This is a genomic window from Roseateles sp. P5_E8 (assembly GCF_054177665.1).
Window position 1 is genome coordinate 1 of record NZ_JBGCUM010000062.1, and the last position, 21,752, is coordinate 21,752.

The window sequence follows — 21,752 nt, forward strand, 5'->3', positions numbered from 1 at the left end:
GCGATTGCTGCCGCAGCCTGCATGACGCTGCTGGAGCCCTGCAGCAACGGCCTGGGTTCGGACGCCTTCTGCATCCTGTGGGACGGCCAGCGGCTGCACGGGCTCAATGCGTCGGGCCCTGCGCCTGCTGCGTGGACGCCGGAGTTCTTCAAGGGTCAGGTCATGCCCAAGCGCGGCTGGGGCTCGGTCACCGTGCCCGGCGCGGTGGGAGCCTGGGCCGCACTGAGCGAGCGTTTCGGCAAGCTGCCGTTCGCCGACCTGCTGCAGCCCGCCATCGAGATTGCCGAGCGTGGCTATGCCGTGCCGCCCATCGTGCAGGGCAAGTGGGCCATGGCCGCAGCCTTGAGCGAGCTCACGTCTCAGCCCGGCTTTGCGCAGGCCTTCCTGCCGCAAGGCCGCGCGCCCGAGGTGGGCGAGCTGTTCCGCTTTGCCGATGCGGCGCGCAGCCTGAAGCTGATCGCCGAATCCAGGGGCGAGGCCTTTTATCGTGGCGAGATCGCCCAGGCGCTGGCCCGCTTTGCGAGCGAGACCGGCGGCGCGCTGACCGAGGCCGACCTCGGGGCCTATCGGCCCGAATGGGTCACGCCACTGGCCAAGGACTTCGCCGGCCACACGCTGCACGAGATTCCGCCCAATGGCCAGGGCATTGCGGCGCAGATGGCGTTGGGCCTGCTGGAGCACTGCAATGTCACGGCCCACGCGGTCGACAGCCCCGAGGCCCAGCATCTGATGATCGAGGCGATGAAGCTGGCCTTCGCCGACGCCTACCGCTACGTGGCCGAACCCGGCGCGATGCAGGTCAGCGCAGCGCAGTTGTTGGACTCCGGCTACCTGGCCGAACGCGCCAGGCTGATCGATCCCCATCGCGCCCAGGTCTTCGGTGCCGGCAACCCCGTCAAGGGCGGCACCATCTACCTGACCGCCGCCGACGAGAGCGGCATGATGGTCAGCTTCATCCAGAGCAACTACATGGGCTTCGGCTCGGGCGTGGTGCTACCGGGCTATGGCATCAGCCTGCAGAACCGCGGCCACGGCTTCACGCTGGAGGCGGGCCACCCCAACCAGGTCGCGCCGGGCAAGCGGCCCTTCCACACCATCATCCCGGCCTTCCTGACCAAGGACGGCGCGCCGGTCATGAGCTTTGGCGTCATGGGCGGCAACATGCAGCCGCAGGGCCACATGCAGACGCTGGTGCGCATGCTCTGCTACGGCCAGAACCCGCAAGCCGCCTGCGATGGCCCGCGCTGGCGCTTCAACGAGGGCCTGTCGATCAACGTCGAGGCTCACATGCCCGCCGCCACCATTGAGGGCCTGCGCGCGCGCGGCCACCAGATCGGCGACATCCACGACAGCTACCAGGACTTCGGCGCCGGCCAGTTCATCTGGCGGCTGGGCGACCCGGGTGTTGAAGGCTATGTGGCCGCCAGCGACCCGCGGCGCGACGGCGCGGCGGTGGGCTGGTGAGCGTGGAGGCGCTGCGCCTGAACCCCGGCGACGACTTGCGCGGCGCGCTGGAGGCCGGCGGGCGCACGGGCTTTGTCGTCGCCGGCATCGGCAGCCTCGCGCAGGCGCAGCTGCGTTTCGCTGGCGAAGCCGCGCCCACGCACATCGCCGGGCCGCTGGAGATCCTGACGCTCAGTGGCAGCCTGTCGCCCGACGGGGCCCACCTGCATGCCAGCGTGTCCGATGCCGCCGGCCGCGTGCTCGGCGGGCATGTCTGCGCCGGCTGCACGGTGCGCACGACGGCCGAGCTGCTGGTGGCGCCCTTGCCCGTGGGCACGCTGGCGCGCGAGTTCGACGCCGCCACCGGCTACGCGGAACTCACCGTCAAGCCGCGCTGCTAGCATTCGGCGATGACCAAGTTGCTCGACCTCGACTGACGGCCCTGCCTGCGCCGTCCAGCCCCAGCGGGGCGCTCCCGCTCGTCGAGCCTTCAAGCCCTTGTCGTCATGTTCTCCCGCTTTATCCAGTTCTTCGTCCTCGCGCCCACCGACCTGCTGCGCGACGCCGTCTACCGGCGCCTGTGGACGTCCATCCTCTGCTCCTCCCTCGGCGGCCAGATCACGCTGCTGGCGCTGCCGCTGACGGCCGCCGTGATGCTCAACGCCAGCCCCACCCAGATGGGCTTGCTGCAGGCGCTGGAGGTGCTGCCGTTCGCGCTGTTCTCGCTGCCCGCCGGCGTGCTGCTGGACCGCGTGCGCAAGCTGCCCGTCTACATCAGCGGCGAGGCGGCGCTGGCGCTGGCCGTCGCCTCAGTGCCCGTCGCTGCTGGRCTGGGCGTGCTGGGCATGGGGTGGCTCTACGTCGTGGGGTTCATCATCGGCACCGTCCACACGACGGCCGGCACGGCCGCGCAGATCGTGCTGACGCAGGTGGTGCCGCGCGAGCGACTGGTGGAAGCGCATGCCAAGAACGCGCTGGCCTCGTCCGGCGCCGATGTGGCCGGGCCGGGTGTTGCCGGCCTGCTGATCAAGCTGCTAGGCGCGCCGATGGCGCTGGTCGTGGATGCGGTGATGCTGGCCGGGTCGGTGCTGATCCTGCGCGGCATCCGCGTGGATGAAACGCTGCCGCCGCGCAAGGCGCAGGACTTCTGGGCGGAGCTGAAGGCGGGCCTGCGCTTCGTGCGCGAGCGGCAACTGCTCGTCAGCATGGCCATCCTCATGGCCGGCTGGAACCTCTTCCACAACGCAGCGCTGGTGGTGCAGATCCTGCTGGCCACCCGCGAGCTGCACCTTGCGCCGCAGACGGTGGGCTGGTCCTATGTGGCCATCGGCGTCGGCACGGTGCTGGCCAGCATCTTCGGCCACCGCATCAGCCGGCGCCTGGGGCCGGGGCCCTGCCTGGTGCTGGGCTTCTCGCTGTGCGGCCTGGCCTGGCTGCAGCTGGCCTTCGCGCCGTCGGGCCCCTGGGGCGTGGCCAGTTTCGCGCTGATGCTGTTCGGCTGGGGCGTGGGCGCGGTGCTGATGTTCATCAACTTCCTGTCGCTGCGCCAGGCCGTCACGCCCGCGCCCATGCTGGGCCGCATGACCAGCACCGTGCGCTGGCTCATCCTGCTGCCCGCCGCGCCCGGCGCGCTGCTGGGCGGCTGGCTGGGCGAACACTTCGGCCTGCGTACGGCGCTGGGTTTTGCCGGCGTGGGCTGCGTGCTGACGGCCGTGTGGGCCTGGAACCACCCGGTACTGCGCGGCGTGCGCGAACTACCCAAACCCGTGGAAGTGCTGACGACATGACGGATCCGCTCCTGCTTGAGATTCCCGAGCGCCTCGACGGCGAGCGCACCGTGCTGCAGGCACCGCGCGCGGGGCTGGGTGCCGAGATGGCCATCGTCGTCACGCAGTCGCTGTCCCATCTGCGGCCGTGGATGCCCTGGGCGCAGGAAGCGCCGACGGCCGAGAGCGCGGAGTTGGTCGTGCGGCGCATGCAGGCCGACTTCATCGCCCGGCGCGACCTCAGCTGGCAGATCTACGCCCGCCGCGCCGACGGCAGCTCCGGCCGCTTGCTCGGCGGCACCGGCCTGCACCGCATGGACTGGGCCGTGCGGCGCTTCGAGATCGGCTACTGGATTCGGCCCGAGGCGGCGGGCCAGGGCCATGTCAGCGAGGCCGTGGGCCTGTTGACGGCGCTGGCATTCGACTCGTTGGCGGCGCGCCGTGTGGAGATCCGCTGCGACGCGCGCAACGTGAAGAGCCGCGCGGTGGCGGAGCGTTGCGGCTTCACGCTGGAAGGTGTGCTGAGGTGTGAGGCACTCGGCGTGGATGGGCACGCCAGGGACACGGCGGTCTACGCGCGCATCGCCTAGGGTTCATTCAGGTGCACCCGCCCGGCGGCTTGCAATACTCGGTCCCCGCCGAGACTGAACCGCCCACGAAAGAGACCATGAGGAATGCCGGTATGACGCGTCGAAATTTTGTCCAAGGCGTCGGTGCCGTCGGGCTTGCCACGGCAGGCCATGCGGTGGCGGCCTCCGCCGATCAGCCACTCTACAAGCAGGCTTCCGCAGGCGTGGAGTTGCGCGTGAACGACCTGCTCTCCCGCATGACGGTGGAGGAGAAGGTGGCCCAGACGATGTGCATCTGGATCGCCAAGAACCGTGTGCAGAACGAACGCGGCGACTTCGACGCGGTGCGAGCCACGCAGGCGCTGCCGAACGGCGTGGGCATGCTTGCCCGCCCGAGTGACCGCAAGGGCGTGGACAACCTGAACGCCGGTGCAGATGCCGATATGGCCAATCGCACGGCGGCCGAGACGGCGGCCTACGTCAACGCCGCCCAGGCCTGGGCGGTGCAAGGCACGCGCCTGGGCATTCCACTGTTCATGCACGAGGAAAGCCTGCATGGCTACGCTGCGCGCGACGCGACCTGCTTCCCGCAGGCGATCGGCCTGGCGTCCTCCTTCGACCCGGCGCTGATCGAGTGGATCTATTCGGTCTGCGCCCGGGAGATGCGGGCGCGGGGCGCCCACCTCGCCTTGGCGCCGGTCGTCGATGTCTGCCGCGACCCCCGTTGGGGCCGCGTGGAAGAGACCTTCGGCGAAGACCCCTATCTGATGGGCGTGTTGGGCAAGGCGGCGGTCACCGGTTTTTCCGGCACCGAACGCAAGCTGGCGCCTGGCAAGGTGATGGCGACGCTCAAGCACATGACCGGCCATGGCCAGCCCGAGCGCGGTATCAACACCGCGCCGGCCCAGATCTCCGAGCGGGTGCTGCGCGAAGTCTTCTTCCCGCCATTCGAGAAGATCATCCGCGAGACGCCGATCGCGGCCGTCATGCCTTCGTACAACGAGATCGACGGCATCCCCTCACATGCCAACCCGTGGCTGCTGAAGACCATCCTGCGCGGTGAATGGGGCTTCAAGGGCATCACGGTCTCGGACTACTTCGCGATTGCGGACCTGGTGTCGCGCCACCGGCTGGTGCCTGACATGACGGAGGCGGCCTACCGCGGCTTCACCGCCGGGGTCGACATCGAAACGCCCGATGAAGGTGGCTTCCCCCAACTTGTCGGCCTTGTGAAGACCGGCCGCATCAAGGAGACCGAGATCGACGAGGTCGTCCGTCGCATCCTGGAGCTGAAGTTTCTCGCCGGTTTGTTTGAAGACCCCTACGTCGACGCCAGCAAGGCGGACGGCCTGACCGCCACGCCAGACGCGGTGGCCCTGGCGCGCGAAGCGGCGGTGCGATCCGTCGTGCTGCTGAAGAACGACGGGGTGCTGCCGCTCGATGGCAAGAAGGTGGGCAAGCTGCTGCTGCTCGGCACGCACGCCAAGGACACGCCCATCGGCGGCTACTCCGACATTCCGCGCCATGTCGTGTCCATCCACGACGCACTGGCCGGCGAAGCGAAGGCGCAGGGCTTCGCCTTCGAGTACCGAGAAGCGGTGCGGTTGACCGAGAAGCGCGAGTGGGCGACGGACGAGGTGCGCTTCATCGATCCGGCGGTCAACGCCCGCCTCATTGCCGAGGCGGTCAAGGCGGCCAAGGCGGCAGACACCATCGTGATGGTGTTGGGCGACAACGAACAGACCACCCGCGAGGCGTGGTCGGACACCCATCTGGGTGACCGGGACTCGCTGGAACTGATCGGCCAGCAGAACGACCTGGCAGCCGCCATCTTTGCGTTGAACAAGCCGACGGTCGTCTTCCTGCTCAACGGCAAGCCGCTGTCCATCAACCTGCTGCACGCCCAGGCCAGCGCCATCATCGAGGGCTGGTACCTCGGGCAGGAAACCGGCCATGCGGCCGCCGACATCCTGTTCGGCCGCGCCAACCCGGGTGGCAAGCTGCCCATCAGCTTCCCCCGCAACGTGGGGCAGCTGCCCGTGTACTACAACGCCAAGCCGACGGCCAGCCGCGGCTACCTGGGCGCTGACAACACGCCGCTCTATCCCTTCGGCTTCGGCCTGAGCTACACGACGTTCGCGCTGTCGGAGCCGCGTCTGTCGAAGGCGACCATAGCGCCGGCGGACAGCGTCACGGTCTCGGTGGACGTCATCAATACCGGCAAGCGCCCGGGCGACGAGGTGGTCCAGCTCTACATCCGAGATGACGTCTCCTCGGTGACCCGACCCGTCAAGGAACTCAAGGGCTTTGCCCGCGTGACGCTGGCGCCCGGCGAGAAGCGGACCGTCACCCTGACGATCACGCCAGCAGAACTTCAGTTCTACGGCATGGACATGAAGCGCGTCGTCGAGCCCGGCACCTTCACCATCATGGCCGGCCCCAACAGCGTCGACCTGAAAACCACCACCTTGACGGTCGCCGCGCCCTGAACGACATGACGCCATCCCTTTCGCTTTCCCTGCTCGCCGCCACCTTGCTGGCGACGACGGCTTCCTTCGCCGGCACCTACCAGCAAACGCCTACGGGCATCGTGGTGAGACCCGACACGGGCAGCGTGAAGGAGCTGCGCCTGAATGCCATCACGGAGGCCATCATCCAGGTCACCGGGGTGGACGATCCCGCGCGTGCGCAGATCGAGTCACTGATGGCCGTCGCGAAGCCGAGCGGGCGCTTCACGGTAAAGGCCGGGCCTGACGCCGTGACGCTCGATGCCGGCAAGGCGTCGGCACAGGTGTCGCTGAAGGACGGCTTGGTGACCTTCCGTGACGCCAAGGGCGCCGCCGTGCTGACGACGGCCAGAGCGGACATCCAGCCGGTCACGGTCGAGGGCCGGTCGTTTGTGGCCCCCTCCGCCCAGTTCAACCGGGGCACGACCGAGGCGTTCTACGGCCTGGGGCAGCACCAGAACGCCCAGATGGACCTGAATGGCGAAGACATCGAGCTGCGCCAGCACAACATGGACATCGCCATCCCGTTCGTTGTGTCCGACAGGAACTACGGTGTGCTCTGGGACAACGCCTCCGTCACGCGCTTCGGCAATCCGCAGCGCTTCGGGCTGGCAAGTCGTGACTTGAAGCTCACCGCGCTGGACGGCTCCAGCGGCCTGACCGCGAAGTACTACGTCGACGATCAATTGATCCTGACCCGCGTGGAGCCCGACATCCGCTATCAGTTCCTCAGCGATGTCAGCAAACACTGGCCCGCCGACGCCGCGCTCAGCCGCGCAGCCACCCGCGGCAAGAAGGTCAAGGTCGTCTGGGAAGGCACGGCCGCTTCCGACAAGCCGGGGCTGCACAAGATGCGCCTGTTCGCTTCGGACTACGTAACGCTGAAGGTCGACGGCAAGACCCTCTTCGACCATGGCATCTGGCGTGCGAACTGGAACGGCTGGTACAACAATTTCGAGCAGCCGTTCAGCCAAGGCAAGCCGGTCAGCCTGCATGTCGAATGGCGGCCGACGACCGGCCTCATCTCGCTGCATCACTCCGACCCCGAGCCTGCCGACGACAAGCACTCGCTGCGCTTTGCGTCCGAAGCCGGCACCGGCTTGAACTACTACTTCATCGGCGCTGATTCGCTGCAAGGCGTCATTCGCGGCTACCACCAAGTCACCGGCGTGCCGCCGATGATGCCGAAATGGGCCTACGGCTTCTGGCAGTCCCGGCAGCGCTACCGCACGCAGGCCGAGTTGCTCGACGTGCTCAAGACCTACCGCGCCAATCGCTGGCCCATCGACAACATCGTGCAGGACTGGTTCTACTGGCCGGAAGACCAGTGGGGCAGCCATGGCTTCGATGCGGCGCGCTTCCCCGATCCCAAGGGCATGGTCGATGAAGTGCATAGCCAGCATGCCCGCATCATGATTTCGATCTGGGGCAAGTTCTATTCGAACACCGCCAACTACAAGGAGCTGGACGCCAAGGGCTATATGTGGCGCCGCAATGTCGAACTCGGCATGAAGGATTGGGTCGGAGCGGGCCATCTCAACAGCCACTTCTCGCCCTACAACCAGGACGCGCGGGACATCTTCTACCGCCAGATGAAGAAGCCGCTGGTCGACCTCGGCTTCGACGCCTGGTGGATGGACAACACCGAACCGGACGTGCGCTCCAACGCCAGCCCCGAGGAACTCGCCGAGCTGATCACGCCGACGCAGATGGGACCGGGTGCGCTGGTGACCAATGCCTACGCCACCATGAGCACCCAGGCCGTGCACGACKGCCTGAAACGCGACCGCCCGGACGCGCGCCATTTCATCCTGACCCGCTCCGGCTTCGCGGGCGTGCAGCGAAACGCGGCGGCACTGTGGTCGGGCGATGTCGTCGGCACCTGGGACAGCTTGTACAAGCAGATCTCGGCAGGTGTGCAGACCGGGTTCTCAGGCGTGCCCAACTGGACGCACGACATCGGCGGCTATTCCCAGGAAGCCCGGTTCCAGGACAAGTCGGTCGCAGGGCTTCAGGAGAACCGCGCGGCGGGTGGCGTGCGCACCGCCGAAGACCTGAAGGAGTGGCAGGAGCTGAATCAGCGCTGGTGGCAATTCGGCGCCTTTTCGCCCTTGATGCGCAGCCACGGTGAAGGCGTGAAGCGCGAGATCCACGAGATCTCGCCCGAGGGGTCCGCCATGCGGGCCAACCTGGTGTGGTTCCTGGAGCTGCGCTACCGGCTGATGCCCTACATCTACACGGCCGCCGCGGACAGCCATTACGAAGGCGCGCCCATCATGCGCGGCCTGGCCCTCGACTTCCCGGCCGACGCCACGGCCAAGAAGATCGCCGACCAGTACCTGTTCGGCCAATCGATGCTGGTGGCGCCGGTGACGCGGTATGGCGCGGCGTCCCGCACGGTCTACTTCCCTGGCGCGTCGACCTGGTTCAACGCCTGGACGGGCGAGGCGGTCAAGGGCGGCGAGACCCGAACCGTGGCGGCGCCGCTGGACCAGATGCCGCTGTTCATCAAAGCGGGCGGCATCGTGCCGATGGGACCCGTCACGCAATATGTGGACGAGAAGCCCGATGCGCCGCTCACCATCTATGTCTATGCCGGCGCCGATGGCCGCTACAGCCTCTACGAAGACGACGGCGTCTCGAACTCGTACAAGGCCGGCCAGTACACGCGCATCCCTTTCGTCTATGACGACAAGCGCGCCGAAGTCACCATCGGGCCGCGCTCCGGGGGCTATGCAGGCATGGTGACGAAGAGAACCTTCAACATCCGCTTCCTCAAACCCGGCGACCGCACCGTCGACTTCGACGCGCCCGCCATTCCCGTGACCTATTCCGGAGAACGCATCGTCGTCAAGGCGCCTTGAGGTGGCGTCGCGGCTGAGGCACGGCCCAGCGGTCAGGTCAGCGCCGTGACCACCTTGCCGTTGACGCGCACGTTCTCGAGCCGGACGCCCTCGGTGTGGCGTTGCAGGCTGGCCTGCCGCACGCCGTCGAAGCTGCAATCACGCAGCGTGATGCCCGTGATCGGCGCGCCGGGCAGGCCGCGACTGTCCAGCACGCGCTGAGCGACCTTGACGTGCAGCCGCTCGATGACGATGTTCCTCAGCTTGGGCACGAACGGCCCGTTGCCGCCTTCCTCGTAGTCGAAGTCGCAGGTCACCGCCGCCTTGCTGACCTGGCCGACCTCGATGTCGCGGTAGTAGAAGTTCTCCAGCAGGCCGCCGCGCAGCGCGTTGTTCTTGAACCGGATCGCGTACCAGAGGTCGGGGCTGTCCATCGCGCAGCGCTCGGCGAAGATCCACCGCGCCCCGCCCGAGATCTGCGAGCCGACGACGACGCCGCCGTGGCCTTCCTTCATGCGGCAGTCGCGGATGAGGATGTTCTGTGACGGCGCCGCCAGCCGGCGGCCATCGGCATTGCGGCCCGAGTTGATGGCGATGCAGTCGTCACCCGTGTCGAACGTGCAGTGCTCGATGATGGCGCCATCGACGGATTCGGGATCGCAGCCGTCGTTGTTGGGGCCGTGGCCAAGGATGTCGAGTCCGCGGACGATGAGCTGGCGGCACAGCACGGGATGGACCTGCCAGAAGGGCGAGCGCCGCAGCTTGACCCCTTCGATGAGGACGTTGTCGCAGTCGTAGGGCTGGATGAACGAAGGCCTGAGGTAGTCGCCGTCGCCGAACACGCGTTTCTCGACTGGAACGCCGTCTTCCGCCATCTTGAACAGCCGCGCACGCGCCGCACGCTGGTCGGGCATGCCTTCACGCCAGCCGCTGTCGACGGTGCCGCGCCACCGACCTTTCCAGTGCCACCAGTGCCTGTCGCCGCCCTGACCGTCCAGCGTGCCCGAGCCGGTGATGGCGATGTTCTTCTGTCGGTAGGCGTAGACCAGCGGCGAGTAGTTCATCAGCTCGATGCCCTCCCAGCGCGTGAAGACGATCGGGTAGTGCTTCGGATCGGTGGCGAACAGCAGCGTGGCGCCGTCCGACAGGTGCAGGTTGACGTTGGACTTCAGGTGGACGGCGCCCGTGAGGAACCGACCCTGCGGGACGACGACCCGCCCGCCCCCCGCCCGATGGCAGGCATCGATGGCCTTCGCGATGGCCTCGGTCGCGAGCGTCAGGCCGTCACCGACGGCGCCGAAGGCGGTGACGTCGAAGTCGCGGTCCGGGAACTCAGGCGCCTTGACCGTGCGGGCAATCTCGGCGGCACGGTCCCAGGCGTCAGCCGGCGCCGCGGCAGCCAGCGCAGGGAAGGCGGATCCGGCAGCAGCGGCGCCGGTGGCGCGCAGCATCTCGCGGCGTGTGGGATGGTGGGTCATGGTCATCGGACGGGTTTCGGCAGCTCGTGCACTTTCGCATCGTTTCCTGTGTGGCCGGCAGGCCGTCCTCTCCTCAACCCACTCAGCCAGCTCGGCCATGCCGTGAAGTACGGGTCGGTGCTAGCGAGCGGTACCGCCTGGCCCCAGGCGATTGACGGCGTCCGTGATGAGCCCGTCGATGCCGTCGGCGATCAGCCGTTCGGCGACCGGCGCGTCGTTGACGGTGTAGACGAGCGCCCGCCAGCCACAGGCGTGCAGGCGCTGGATGAGAGCCGCATCCATCAGCCGCCAGTTCGTGATGACGGCGACCACGCCCAGCGCCTCGGCGGCCTCGGCCCAGCCGTCCCAGAGCTTGTCCAGCAGCAGCGCGCGGGGCAGGGCGGGTACAGCAGCACGCGCGCCTTCCAGCGCTTCGACCTTGAACGAGCTCAGCAGCGGCGGCACGGCGGCGCCGGCCCACAGGCGCTGGGCCTCACGCGCGGCGACCTCGCCGGTCAGGCGTTCGACGCCAGGGCAGGGCTTGATCTCGATGTTCAGCGCGCAGCCGTTGGCCCGGCAGAAGGCGGCGATCTGATCGAGCGTCGGCAGCGGCTCGGCTGCGAAGGCTGCGCTGTGCCAGCCACCGGCGTCCAGGCGCGCCAATTCGGCCCAATCGACGTCGTTGGGCGAGCCGTGGCCGCTCGTCGTGCGCTCCAGCGTGTCGTCATGCAGCAAAAAGGCTTCGCCGTCGCGGCTGAGCTTGACATCGCATTCGAAGGCTCGAAAGCCAAAACCCGCCCCAAGTCGGAACGCGGCCAGCGTGTTCTCCGGGGCGAGCTTGCCCGCGCCACGGTGGGCAAGCCAAAGGGGATAGGGCCAGGGCTTCATCCAGCGCATTCTGGGGTGAAACCCCCTGCGATACGATCCCTCTCCTCTATGAACGCACCGCATCCCCTGATGCCGGCTGCCGCTGCTGCAGCCGACACCGCCCACGCAGGCGACGCTCCCCGCCTGCGCGAGATTCCCTACAACTACACCTCGTTCTCGGACCGCGAGATCGTCATCCGCCTGCTCGGCTCTCGCGCCTGGCAGTTGCTGGACCAATTGCGGCTGGAGCGGCGCACGGGTCGATCCGCGCGCATGCTCTACGAGGTGCTGGGCGACATCTGGGTGGTGCAGCGCAACCCCTACCTGCAGGACGACCTGCTGGACAACCCGCGCCGGCGCGACCAGCTGATCGAGGCTCTGCATCACCGCCTGGGTGAGGTGGAGAAGCGCCGCGACCCCGGCGCCGACGTCCAGCGCGACGCGGCCGTGGGTGAGCTGCTGACGGCCGCCAAGGCAGCCGTGGCCGAGTTCGCGACGATGTTCGAGCGCGTGGCCGTGCTGCGCAAGCGCTCATCCAAGACGCTGGCCAAGCACACGGCCAAGGACAACATCAAGTTCGACGGCCTGTCGCGCGTGTCCCATGTGACTGACGCGACCGACTGGCGTGTCGAGTACCCCTTCGTCGTGCTGACGCCGGACACCGAAGAAGAGATGGCCGGCTTGGTGGGCGCCTGCTTCGAGCTGGGCCTGACCGTCATCCCGCGTGGCGGCGGCACCGGCTACACGGGCGGCGCGATCCCGCTGGTGTGGAACACCGCTGTCATCAACACCGAGAAGCTGGAAGCGCTGCGCGGCGTCGAGATGCTGGTGCTGCCCGGCCTGGACCGCGAGGTGCCGACCATCTTCAGCGAGGCCGGTGTCGTCACTCAGCGCGTGGCCGACCTGGCGGAGCAGCATGGCTTCGTGTTCGCCGTGGACCCGACCTCGGCCGAGGCCAGCTGCATCGGCGGCAACGTGGCCATGAACGCCGGCGGCAAGAAGGCCGTGCTGTGGGGCACGGCGCTGGACAACCTGGCCAGCTGGAAGATGGTGACGCCCGAGGCCAAGTGGCTGGAGGTGATCCGCCTGAACCACAACCTCGGCAAGATCCATGACGTGGAGGTGGCCAGCTTCGAGCTGCGCTACTTCGACGCCTCCGGCACCAAGCTGGAGAAGACCGAGCGCCTGGACATCCCCGGCCGGGTCTTCCGCAAGGAGGGTCTGGGCAAGGACGTGACGGACAAGTTCCTCGCCGGCCTGCCGGGCATCCAGAAGGAAGGCTGCGACGGCCTCATCACCAGCGCGCGCTGGATCGTGCACAAGATGCCGGCCCATGTGCGCACCGTTTGCCTGGAGTTCTTCGGCAACCCCAAGGACTGCGTGCCCAGCATCGTCGACATCAAGGACTACATGTTCTCGATCGCCGAGACGGGCGTGCTGCTGGCCGGCCTGGAGCACCTGGACGACCGCTACCTGAAGGCCGTGGGCTACGCGACCAAGAGCAAGCGCGGCGGCCTGCCCAAGATGGTGCTGGTGGGCGACATCGTCGGCGACGACGCCGATGCCGTGGCGCGTGCCACCAGCGAGGTCGTGCGCCTGGCCAACGGCCGCTCGGGCGAGGGCTTCATTGCCGTCAGCGCCGACGCGCGCAAGAAGTTCTGGCTGGACCGCAAGCGCACGGCCGCCATCAGCAAGCACACGAACGCGTTCAAGGTGAACGAGGACGTGGTCATCCCGCTGCACCGCATGGGCGAGTACACGCTGGGCATCGAGCGCATCAACATCGAGCTCTCGCTCAAGAACAAGCTGGCGCTGGTGACGGCGCTGCAAGCCTTGTTCACTACCGGCAAGCTGCCGCTGGGCAAGAGCGACGACGCGGGCGAAATCCCGAGCGCCGAGCTGCTGGAAGACCGCGTGCAGCAGGCGCTGGCCTTGCTGCGCGAGGTGGGCAGCCTGTGGCAGCAGTGGCTGGACGGGCTGGATACAGAATTCTTCGAAGGCCTGCAGACGCACGAGCTGCGCGCCTCGTGGAAGACGCAGATCCTCAAGCCGCTGCAAGCCATCTTCAGCGGCGCCTCGTTCGAGCCGCTGCTGGCTGAGGTGCGAAGCATCCACAAGGAAGTGCTGCGCGGCCGAGTCTGGGTGGCGCTGCACATGCATGCCGGCGACGGCAATGTGCACACCAACATCCCCGTCAACAGCGACAACTACGAGATGCTGCAGACGGCCCATGCGGCCGTGGCACGCATCATGGTGCTGGCCCGCTCGCTGGACGGCGTCATCTCCGGCGAGCACGGCATCGGCATCACGAAGCTGGAGTTCCTGACCGACGACGAGATGGCCAACTTCACGGCCTACAAGCTGCGTGTCGATCCGGAAGGCCGCTTCAACAAGGGCAAGCTGCTCAAGGATGCCGACCTGCGCAATGCCTACACGCCGAGCTTCGGCCTGATGGGGCATGAGTCGCTGATCATGCAGCAGAGCGACATCGGCGCGATCAGCGCGTCGATCAAGGACTGCCTGCGCTGCGGCAAGTGCAAGCCGGTCTGCGCCACGCATGTGCCGCGCGCCAACCTGCTCTACAGCCCGCGCAACAAGATCCTCGCGACCTCGCTGCTGGTGGAGGCCTTCCTGTACGAAGAGCAGACGCGCCGCGGCGTGTCCATCAAGCACTGGCAGGAGTTCGAGGACGTGGCCGACCACTGCACGGTCTGCCACAAGTGCCTCTCACCGTGCCCGGTCAACATCGACTTCGGCGATGTGACGATGAACATGCGCAACCTGTTGCGCAAGATGGGCCAGAAGACCTGGCGCCCCGGCAACGCGGCGGCCATGTTCATGCTGAACGCGACCAACCCCGAGACCATCAAGCTGGCCCGCACGGCGATGGTGGGCATAGGCTTCAAGCTGCAGCGCTTTGCAGTGGACCTGTTCAAGCCGGCTGGCCGCAAGCAGACGGCCGCGCCACGCGCGACGGTCGGCTCGGCGCCGATCAAGGAACAGGTCATCCACTTCATCAACAAGAAGCTGCCCGGCGGCCTGCCCAAGAAGACGGCGCGCGCGCTGCTGGACATCGAGGACAAGGACTACGTGCCCATCATTCGCCCGCCGTCGCTGGCGAGCGAGACCGAGGCCGTGTTCTATTTCCCCGGCTGCGGCTCGGAGCGCCTGTTCAGCCAGGTGGGCCTGGCCACGCAGGCCATGCTTTGGCATGCCGGCGTGCAGACGGTGCTGCCGCCTGGCTACCTGTGCTGCGGCTATCCGCAGCGCGGCTCGGGCCAGTTCGACAAGGCCGAGAAGATGATCACCGACAACCGGGTGCTCTTCCATCGCGTCGCCAACACGCTGAACTACCTCGACATCAAGACCGTCGTGGTGTCATGCGGCACCTGCTATGACCAGCTGCAGGGCTACAAGTTCGAGGACATCTTCCCCGGCTGCCGCATCATCGACATCCACGAGTACCTGCTGGAGAAGGGCATCACGCTCGGCTCCAAGACCAGCTACCTGTACCACGACCCCTGCCATTCGCCGATGAAGCTGCAGGAGCCGATGAAGACGGTGAAGGCACTGGTGGGCGAGAACGTCGTCAAGAACGAGCGCTGCTGCGGCGAGAGCGGCACGCTGGGCGTGACGCGGCCGGACATCTCGACGCAGGTGCGCTTCCGCAAGGAAGAGGAACTACTCAAGGCCGAGACGGCGTTGCGCGAGGCCGGCAAGGTCGGCGCGGACGAGAATCTGAAGATCCTGACCTCCTGCCCGAGCTGCCTGCAAGGCCTGAGCCGCTATGGCAACGACCTGCAGAACGGGCTGCTGGAAGCCGACTACATCGTCGTCGAGATGGCCCGCCAGATCCTCGGCCCGAACTGGATGCCGGAGTACGTGGCCAAGGCCAACAACGGCGGCATCGAGCGGGTGCTCGTTTGAGCGCTGTGTTGTGCCCGCTGTGTGACGGCGACGGCGGCTTCGTCGTCGCCCGCACGCCGCAGTTCCGCGTCGTGCGTGTGGTCGATGGCGACGAGGCGCGGCGCTTCCCGGCCTTCTACCGTCTCATCTGGACAGCGCATGTCGCCGAGTTCAGCGACCTGTCGGTCACCGATAGACACGCCTGCATGGACGCTGTCACCGAGATCGAGCGGGTTCTAAGGTCTTTGCTCGCGCCGACCAAGGTCAACCTCGCCACGCTGGGCAATGTCGTGCCGCATCTGCACTGGCACGTCATCGCCCGTTTCGACTGGGACAGCCACTTCCCCGCGCCTGTGTGGGCGGCCGCTCAGCGCGACGACGTGCCGGGTGGCGCGGCTGCACGTCTGGCGCAGCCGCTGGCGGCGGTGGACTCGGCAATCGCCCAGGCGCTCAGCCGTTGATGCGGACGCTGCGCGCGGCGGTGCGCGTGTCGCTGTTGGCCGGGGCGTTGGGGTCGATGAAGTCGACGCTGAAGCGGTAGATCTCGGCGCCGGCCGTGTCCTGACGGACGCATTCCAAGCCGTGCACGGCAGCGCGCACCTTGCGCGCCACGGTGTTGGAGACGCCCTTGGTCTTGACGCTGCCGACGCGGCCGTTCTCCAGCACCAGCTGCACCTTGACCTCGCCGTAGCGGCCCTCTTCAGCCCAGGTGCGGGCCAGCGCGGTTTGCAGCTGCTCGTCCATGCTGGCGCAGGCGGTATGCACGTCGTGGCGCGGCGTGGCTTCGACAACGCGGCCGCGCACCTCGACGCGCTCCATGGCGTTGGACTGCGCGAATGCGGGCGCGGCGGCCAGCGTCAGCGTGGCGAGAGTGGCGAACAGGCTGCGGGTGGAAGTGATGGTGGAAGTGCTTGCGGACATGAGGAACTCCTGGGCGTTGCGGGTGGGGGCTGGCAGACGCGGAATTGCGCTGACCTGTGCTCAGGCTAGGCGCACGGTTGAGCGGCCCCAAGGCGCAAGTGATGAGTTGCTGCCCGCATGCGACGGCCCGTGAAAAACGGTGCCTGAACTGAACTCGCGACGAACTCGCGCGGGCGGTGGCGCCATGTCATTCGTCACGATTTGCTGCCATCCGGACTTGCCCGCTCGGGGCGTTCACGTCCCTGCGTGCGGTGACAAGCGAGGTTTCGTGAAATCGCAAAACTGCAGGCCGCTTCGGAACGCGCCAACCCGTGAACAACGTGGCGCCCCCTGATGTGGAGATCCCACGGGCCGAGCCGGCTGCCGTCCGCCACGGCGACTTTTGCGGAACCACCATGAGAAACGTTTTTGCAAACAGGAGATCCCTGATCGCGCTGGCCTGCGGCCTGCTGGCGGCGGGAGCCGGCCAGGCCGGTGTGTCCAACGCCCAGGTCGATCTGGGTATTGCCAGCGCCGTACAGCGCGCAGCACCCGCCACCGACCGGTTGATCGTCGGCTACCGCGACGCTGCTGAGGCCGATGCCACGGACAACCGCGTGCTGCGCGCCCGCAGCGTCGACGCCACGGCCTTGTCCGGCCGCCTGGGCGCCATCAACGCCGCGCTCGCGCAGCGCGGTGCACAGGCCCGGCTGCTGCGCCAGACGGGCACCGGCGCCCATGTCTTCAAGCTCGACCGCACCCTGTCGCACGGCGAGCTGGAGCGCCTGGCCGCCGAGCTGAAGGCCAGCGACGCCAACATCGCCTACGCGGAGCCCGACCGCAAGATGTACCCGCTGTTCACGCCCAACGACACGAGCTACAACTCGCAGTGGGACTTGTACGAGACGACCGGCGGCATCCGCGCTCCGGCCGCCTGGGACCTGGCCACCGGCTCGGGCATCGTCGTGGCCGTCATCGACACCGGCATCCGCCCGCACGCCGACCTGTCCGGCCAGACGGTGGCCGGCTACGACATGATCAACGACACCACCGTGGCCGCCGACGGCAACGGCCGTGACAACGACCCGAGCGACCCTGGCGACTGGACGGCGGCCAACCAATGCGCGGCTGGCGACCCCGCCTACGGCTCCAGCTGGCACGGCACCCACGTCGCCGGCACCATCGCCGCCAAGACCAACAACGCCACGGGCGTGGCCGGCATCGCCTTCAACGCCAAGGTCCAGCCCGTCCGCGTGCTGGGCAAGTGCGGCGGCTACACCTCGGACATCGCCGACGGCATGATCTGGGCCTCCGGCGGCAGCGTCTCCGGCCTGCCGGCGAACGCCACGCCGTCGCGTGTCATCAACATGTCGCTGGGCGGCGGCGGCTCCTGCGACACCACCTCGCAGAACGCCATCAACAGCGCCCGCTCGCGCGGCACCGTCGTCGTCGTGGCGGCTGGCAACGAGAACCAGAACGCCAGCAACTCCAGCCCGGCCAACTGCTCGGGCGTCATCACAGTGGCGGCGACCAACCGCACCGGCGGCCGCGCCTACTACTCCAACTACGGCGCCATCGTCGCGTTGGCGGCCCCGGGCGGCGACGTGCGCTCGTCCAGCAGCAACGGCATCCTCAGCACGCTGAACGCCGGCACGCAGGCGCCCGGCGCCGATAGCTACGCCTACTACCAGGGCACGTCCATGGCCACGCCCCATGTGGCCGGCGTCGTCGCGCTGATGCTGAGTGCCAAGCCCACGGCCACGCCCGACCAGATCAAGGCGGCCTTGCAGAGCAGCGCGCGCGCCTTCCCGGCCACCTGCTCGCAGTGCGGCTCGGGCATCCTCGACGCGGCGGCGGCGGTGGCCGCCATCAGCGGCACGGGCGGCCTGCCGACGGTCAACGAGACCGAGTCCAACGGCAGCATCGCGACGGCCAACACCGTCTCGGCACCGGCCAACGTGGCGGGCACGATCAGCTCCAGCAGCGACACCGACTACTTCAAGGTGACGCTGCCGGCCGGCAAGACGCTGGCTTCGACGCTGACGATGAGCAACGGCAGCACCGACTTCGACCTCTACGTGAAGAACAGCTCGGGCACGACGCTGGCCAAGAGCGAAAAGGCGGCGGGGCAGGTCGACAGCGCCAGCTATGCCAACGGCGGCAGCAGCGCGGTGACGCTGTATGTGCAGGTGCTGAGGTACAGCGGCACGGGGGCGTATACGTTGAAGCTGCAGTGGTGAGGAGCTTGGGCTGTTGAAATGGAAACGGGGCTTCGGCTCCGTTTTTTTGTTTGGCGGTTGCTTTTGCGATGAGCCTTTTGACTCGTTGCATCGCGCCGGGAGTCCGCCCCGGCGGGCGGGTAACTTTCTTCTGCGGCGCCAGAAGAAAGTCACCAAAGAAGAGGCGCTGAATCCGCACTCCAGCGGCCTGTCGCGCTTGGCAGTGGATCGTGCCCAGACGCGACCCGCTGCGCTCTCGCTGCTGTCCTTGTGACGAGTGCCATCGCGCGCCCCTTCACGCCGCCTAACGCCGGCTGCACGCCGGGCTCACCAGGAATTGCCGCGTCGCTGGGGCGACGCTCCGGTGGATGCTGCGCGGTGATCGCGTCGCCCGAGCGGCGCTGTCTTTGGTATTGCTCGTGAGCCCGGCGTGCAGCCGCGCGTTAGGCGGCCCGCTGCTGCAATGGATGGTGTTGGTGACAAGGACAGCAGCGAGAGCGCAGCGGCTCGCGTCGTCCCGCTCAACCAGAGGCCGTTGCACGGCGCAGCTCGTGCATGTGGTGCTGGTGTGCGGTTCAGCGCCTCTTCTTTGGTGACTTTCTTCTGGCGCCGCAGAAGAAAGTTACCCCGCCGCCGGGCGGGACTCCCGGCAATGCAACGAGAAGACGCACGCTCTCCGCAAAAGCAACCACCAACACCAACACCAACCAACTCACCAAACCGTCAACGGATCACTCGCCACCATCGCGCTCCCCGCCTTGCACGAGAACGCCTGCCCGAAATACACCGCATTGCTCATCGGCGTCAGCACCCGGTACTTGGCCGGCGAATGCGTGTCGGTGCGCAGCTGGTTGATGAGGAACTCCATGCGTACCTTGGTGCGCCACACCAGCGCATTGCTGAGGAAGAAGCGCTGTGCCGGCGTATAGCCGTCGACCTTCTTGTCCGCCCCGCCGCTGCGCTTCAAGGCCCGCTGCAGCCCCTCGTACGCGATGGGCAAGCCCGAGATGTCGGAGATGTTCTCGCCCAGCGTGAGGCGTCCGTTGATGCTGTAGCCAGGTAGCGGCGAGATCGCGCCATAGCGCTCGGCCACCTTGTCGGCGCGCGCCTTGTAGCCGGCCGCATCGGCGGGCGTCCACCAATCGGTCAGCGAGCCGCTCGCGTCGTAGTTGCGGCCGCTGTCGTCGAAGTGGTGGGTGATCTCATGGCCGATGACCATGCCGATGCCGCCGTAGTTCACCGCGTCGTCCGCCTTTGCGTCGAAGAAGGGCGGCTGCAGGATGCCGGCCGGGAAGGTGATCTGGTTCAGCCCGCCCGCGAACGCGTTGACGATGTGCGGGCTGGTGCGCCAGCGGCCGCGCTCCACCGGTGCGTCCAGGTCCCGCATCTGCTGGCCGCTGTGCCACAGCGCCACCTTCAGCCAGTTGCCGGCGTAGTCGTTGCCGCTCAGTTGCAGGCCCTCGTACTGCGGCCATTTCTCGGGCGCGCCGATCATGGGCTGCATGCGCGCCAGCTTCTCCAGGGCCTTGGCCTTGGTGGGCGGCGTCATCCATTCCAGCTTCTCGATGCGCTCCTTCATGCTGGCGCGCACGTCGTCCACCAGCAGCAGCGCGCGCCGCTGCGCCTCGGGCGAGAAGGCGCGGGCGACGAACAGCTCGCCCAGCGCCAGCGCCACCGGCTCGCCGCCGGTGCGGCCGCCGATCTGCTGGATGACGTCCTCCGTGCGTGGCGCGGGCGCCTGCAGGCCGGTGATGGCCTTGCCGCGGTACTCGAACGAGGCATTGGCATAGGCCTTGGGCAGGCGAGGCGCGGCGGTGTCCAGCACGCGCAGGGCCAGGTAGCTGCGCCAGACCTCCAGCGGCGTCTCCGCAGCCAGCTTGCCGACGCGGGCGGCGAACTCCAGCTGGCCGACGAGAAGGCGCTGCGGCAGCTTGGCGCCGGCCGTCAGCACAGCGAGATAGCTCTGCCAGTCCAACCCCGGCGCGGCAGCGGCCAGCTCGGCCGGCGTCATCGGGTTGTAGTTGGCGTTGGGGTCGCGCAGCCTGGCGCGTTCGCGCGAAACCTCGGCCAGCTGGGCTTCGAAGGCCAGCAGCGCGTCCAGCTCGGCGTCGCCCGCCGGGCGGCCTGAGGCGCTCAGCAGCGTCTTCGCAAACGTCCGGTAGGCGGCGGTGACGCCGACCGTGCGCTCATCTGTTCGGAAGTAGTCGTCCCGGTCCGGCAGGCCCAGCCCGGCCTGGCTGAGCGCCAGCACGTTGCGCCGCGTGTCCTTGCGGTCGGGCTGCACGGCCCAGCCCAGCGGCGCGGCCACGCCAGCGCGCGCCAGCAGCGCGAGCAGGGCGGGCAGGTCCTCGCGGCGTTGCAGCGTGTCGATGCGGTTCAGCAGCGGCGTGACCGACGTCAGGCCGCGCGCCTCGATGGCGAGTTCGTCCATGCCGCTGGCGTAGTAGCTGGCAATCAACTTGAGGCCGGGCGTGGTCTGCTGCGCGGGCTTGTCGGCCAGCTCCTGCAACGCCCGATTCAGCAGTTCGTCGTTGGCCTGGCGCAGTTGCTCGAAGCTGCCGACGCGGGCGCGGCTGGCGGGCAGCTCGGTGGCGGCCTCCCAGTTGCCGTTGACGAAGGCATAGAAGTCGTCGCAGGGCTGGACGTCCCTGGACAGGCCGCTCAGGTCAAGGGCGGGGGCGAAGGTGGGGGCAGCAACCAGGCCGAGCAGGGTCGCTGCGAGGGCCAGGCGGTGGCGGGGAAAGCTGGGCATGAGGGTGGTGCGCAGAGCGATGGGAGGCGCTGATTAGAGCGCCGCAACCCTGCGCCGACCGGAAGACACGGGACGCAGCCAGGGGTTTCCACCCGGGCCGCCGCCTGTTCTGAGGGACACTCCCGCCATGCCTGCGCCCACCGAGATCACCGTCCACCAGCAGTCCCGCGCGCTGGAGATTGCCTTCGACGATGGCGCGCGTTTTCGCATCCCCTTCGAGCTGATGCGCGTCTACAGCCCCTCGGCCGAAGTGATGGGCCACGGCCCCGGCCAGGAGACGCTGCAGACCGGCAAGCGCGAGGTCGTCGTCACCGGCCTGGAGCCGGTCGGCCACTACGCCGTGCGGCCCGAGTTCTCGGACGGCCACGCCAGCGGCCTGTTCACCTGGGACTACCTCTACAAGCTCGGCAGCCAGCAGGACGCGCTGTGGCGCGACTACGAAGCCCGCCTCGCCGCCGCCGGCAAGAGCCGCGACGACGCCATGCCCGTCAAGGGCGGCGGCAGCTGCCACTCACACTGAATC

General features: G+C 68.0%; 14 protein-coding genes. 10 read left to right on the top strand and 4 right to left on the bottom strand.

Annotated elements, in window-relative coordinates:
* The 6 genes from ACXRVZ_RS23795 to ACXRVZ_RS23820 form a co-directional block, all read left to right on the top strand.
* A partial coding sequence (locus tag ACXRVZ_RS23795) for a gamma-glutamyltransferase family protein (protein WP_458232901.1) occupies positions 1-1,464 on the top strand: 1,464 nt, incomplete at its 5' end.
* The gene (locus ACXRVZ_RS23800) at positions 1,461-1,844 is read left to right on the top strand and encodes a PPC domain-containing DNA-binding protein (RefSeq protein ID WP_457423700.1); all 384 of its coding nucleotides are present in this window, start codon (positions 1,461-1,463) and stop codon (positions 1,842-1,844) included. The genes ACXRVZ_RS23795 and ACXRVZ_RS23800, both read left to right, overlap by 4 nt.
* A 105-nt stretch (positions 1,845-1,949) precedes the next feature.
* Positions 1,950-3,230 (top strand): MFS transporter, encoded by a 1,281-nt coding sequence (locus ACXRVZ_RS23805; protein WP_457423702.1) that lies wholly within the window; start codon positions 1,950-1,952, stop codon positions 3,228-3,230.
* Positions 3,227-3,799, top strand: coding sequence for a GNAT family N-acetyltransferase (locus ACXRVZ_RS23810; protein WP_457423704.1), 573 nt, complete (start codon positions 3,227-3,229; stop codon positions 3,797-3,799). Before ACXRVZ_RS23805 ends, ACXRVZ_RS23810 begins: the two co-directional genes overlap by 4 nt.
* Before the next feature lie 215 nt (positions 3,800-4,014).
* Positions 4,015-6,267 carry a glycoside hydrolase family 3 N-terminal domain-containing protein gene (locus tag ACXRVZ_RS23815; protein WP_458232902.1) on the top strand — a complete coding sequence of 751 codons (2,253 nt, stop codon included), beginning with the start codon at positions 4,015-4,017 and terminating at the stop codon, positions 6,265-6,267.
* A 5-nt stretch (positions 6,268-6,272) separates the two neighbouring features.
* Positions 6,273-9,149, top strand: a complete 2,877-nt coding sequence (locus ACXRVZ_RS23820; protein WP_458232903.1) for a TIM-barrel domain-containing protein — start codon at positions 6,273-6,275, stop codon at positions 9,147-9,149.
* Positions 9,150-9,181: 32 nt separating this feature from the next.
* On the opposite strand, the gene ACXRVZ_RS23825 is transcribed toward ACXRVZ_RS23820, so the two are convergent.
* Positions 9,182-10,606, bottom strand: coding sequence for a glycoside hydrolase family 28 protein (locus tag ACXRVZ_RS23825; protein WP_457423710.1), 1,425 nt, complete (start codon positions 10,604-10,606; stop codon positions 9,182-9,184).
* Between the two features lie 120 nt (positions 10,607-10,726).
* Positions 10,727-11,473, bottom strand: coding sequence for a glycerophosphodiester phosphodiesterase (gene ugpQ / locus ACXRVZ_RS23830; RefSeq protein ID WP_457423712.1), 747 nt, complete (start codon positions 11,471-11,473; stop codon positions 10,727-10,729).
* Positions 11,474-11,521: 48 nt separating this feature from the next.
* On the opposite strand from ugpQ, the gene ACXRVZ_RS23835 reads away from it, so the two are divergent.
* Together ACXRVZ_RS23835 and ACXRVZ_RS23840 are read left to right on the top strand one after the other, a co-directional pair.
* A complete protein-coding gene (locus ACXRVZ_RS23835) occupies positions 11,522-15,379 on the top strand; it encodes a DUF3683 domain-containing protein (protein WP_458232904.1) in 3,858 nt (1,285 codons plus the stop codon).
* A complete protein-coding gene (locus ACXRVZ_RS23840; protein ID WP_457423716.1) occupies positions 15,376-15,819 on the top strand; it encodes an HIT family protein in 444 nt (147 codons plus the stop codon). The genes ACXRVZ_RS23835 and ACXRVZ_RS23840 overlap by 4 nt, the downstream gene beginning before the upstream one ends.
* On the opposite strand, the gene ACXRVZ_RS23845 is transcribed toward ACXRVZ_RS23840, so the two are convergent.
* Positions 15,809-16,279, bottom strand: coding sequence for a hypothetical protein (locus ACXRVZ_RS23845; RefSeq protein ID WP_457423718.1), 471 nt, complete (start codon positions 16,277-16,279; stop codon positions 15,809-15,811). The genes ACXRVZ_RS23840 and ACXRVZ_RS23845 overlap by 11 nt on opposite strands.
* Before the next feature lie 395 nt (positions 16,280-16,674).
* Between ACXRVZ_RS23845 and ACXRVZ_RS23850 the strand changes: the two genes are divergently transcribed.
* The gene (locus ACXRVZ_RS23850; RefSeq protein ID WP_457423720.1) at positions 16,675-18,498 is read left to right on the top strand and encodes a S8 family peptidase; all 1,824 of its coding nucleotides are present in this window, start codon (positions 16,675-16,677) and stop codon (positions 18,496-18,498) included.
* Positions 18,499-19,189: 691 nt separating this feature from the next.
* Here ACXRVZ_RS23850 and ACXRVZ_RS23855 read toward each other — a convergent pair.
* Positions 19,190-21,229, bottom strand: a complete 2,040-nt coding sequence (locus tag ACXRVZ_RS23855) for a M13 family metallopeptidase (RefSeq protein WP_457423724.1) — start codon at positions 21,227-21,229, stop codon at positions 19,190-19,192.
* Between the two features lie 127 nt (positions 21,230-21,356).
* Between ACXRVZ_RS23855 and ACXRVZ_RS23860 the strand changes: the two genes are divergently transcribed.
* Positions 21,357-21,749, top strand: a complete 393-nt coding sequence (locus ACXRVZ_RS23860; protein ID WP_457423726.1) for a gamma-butyrobetaine hydroxylase-like domain-containing protein — start codon at positions 21,357-21,359, stop codon at positions 21,747-21,749.
* Positions 21,750-21,752 lie beyond the last annotated feature (3 nt).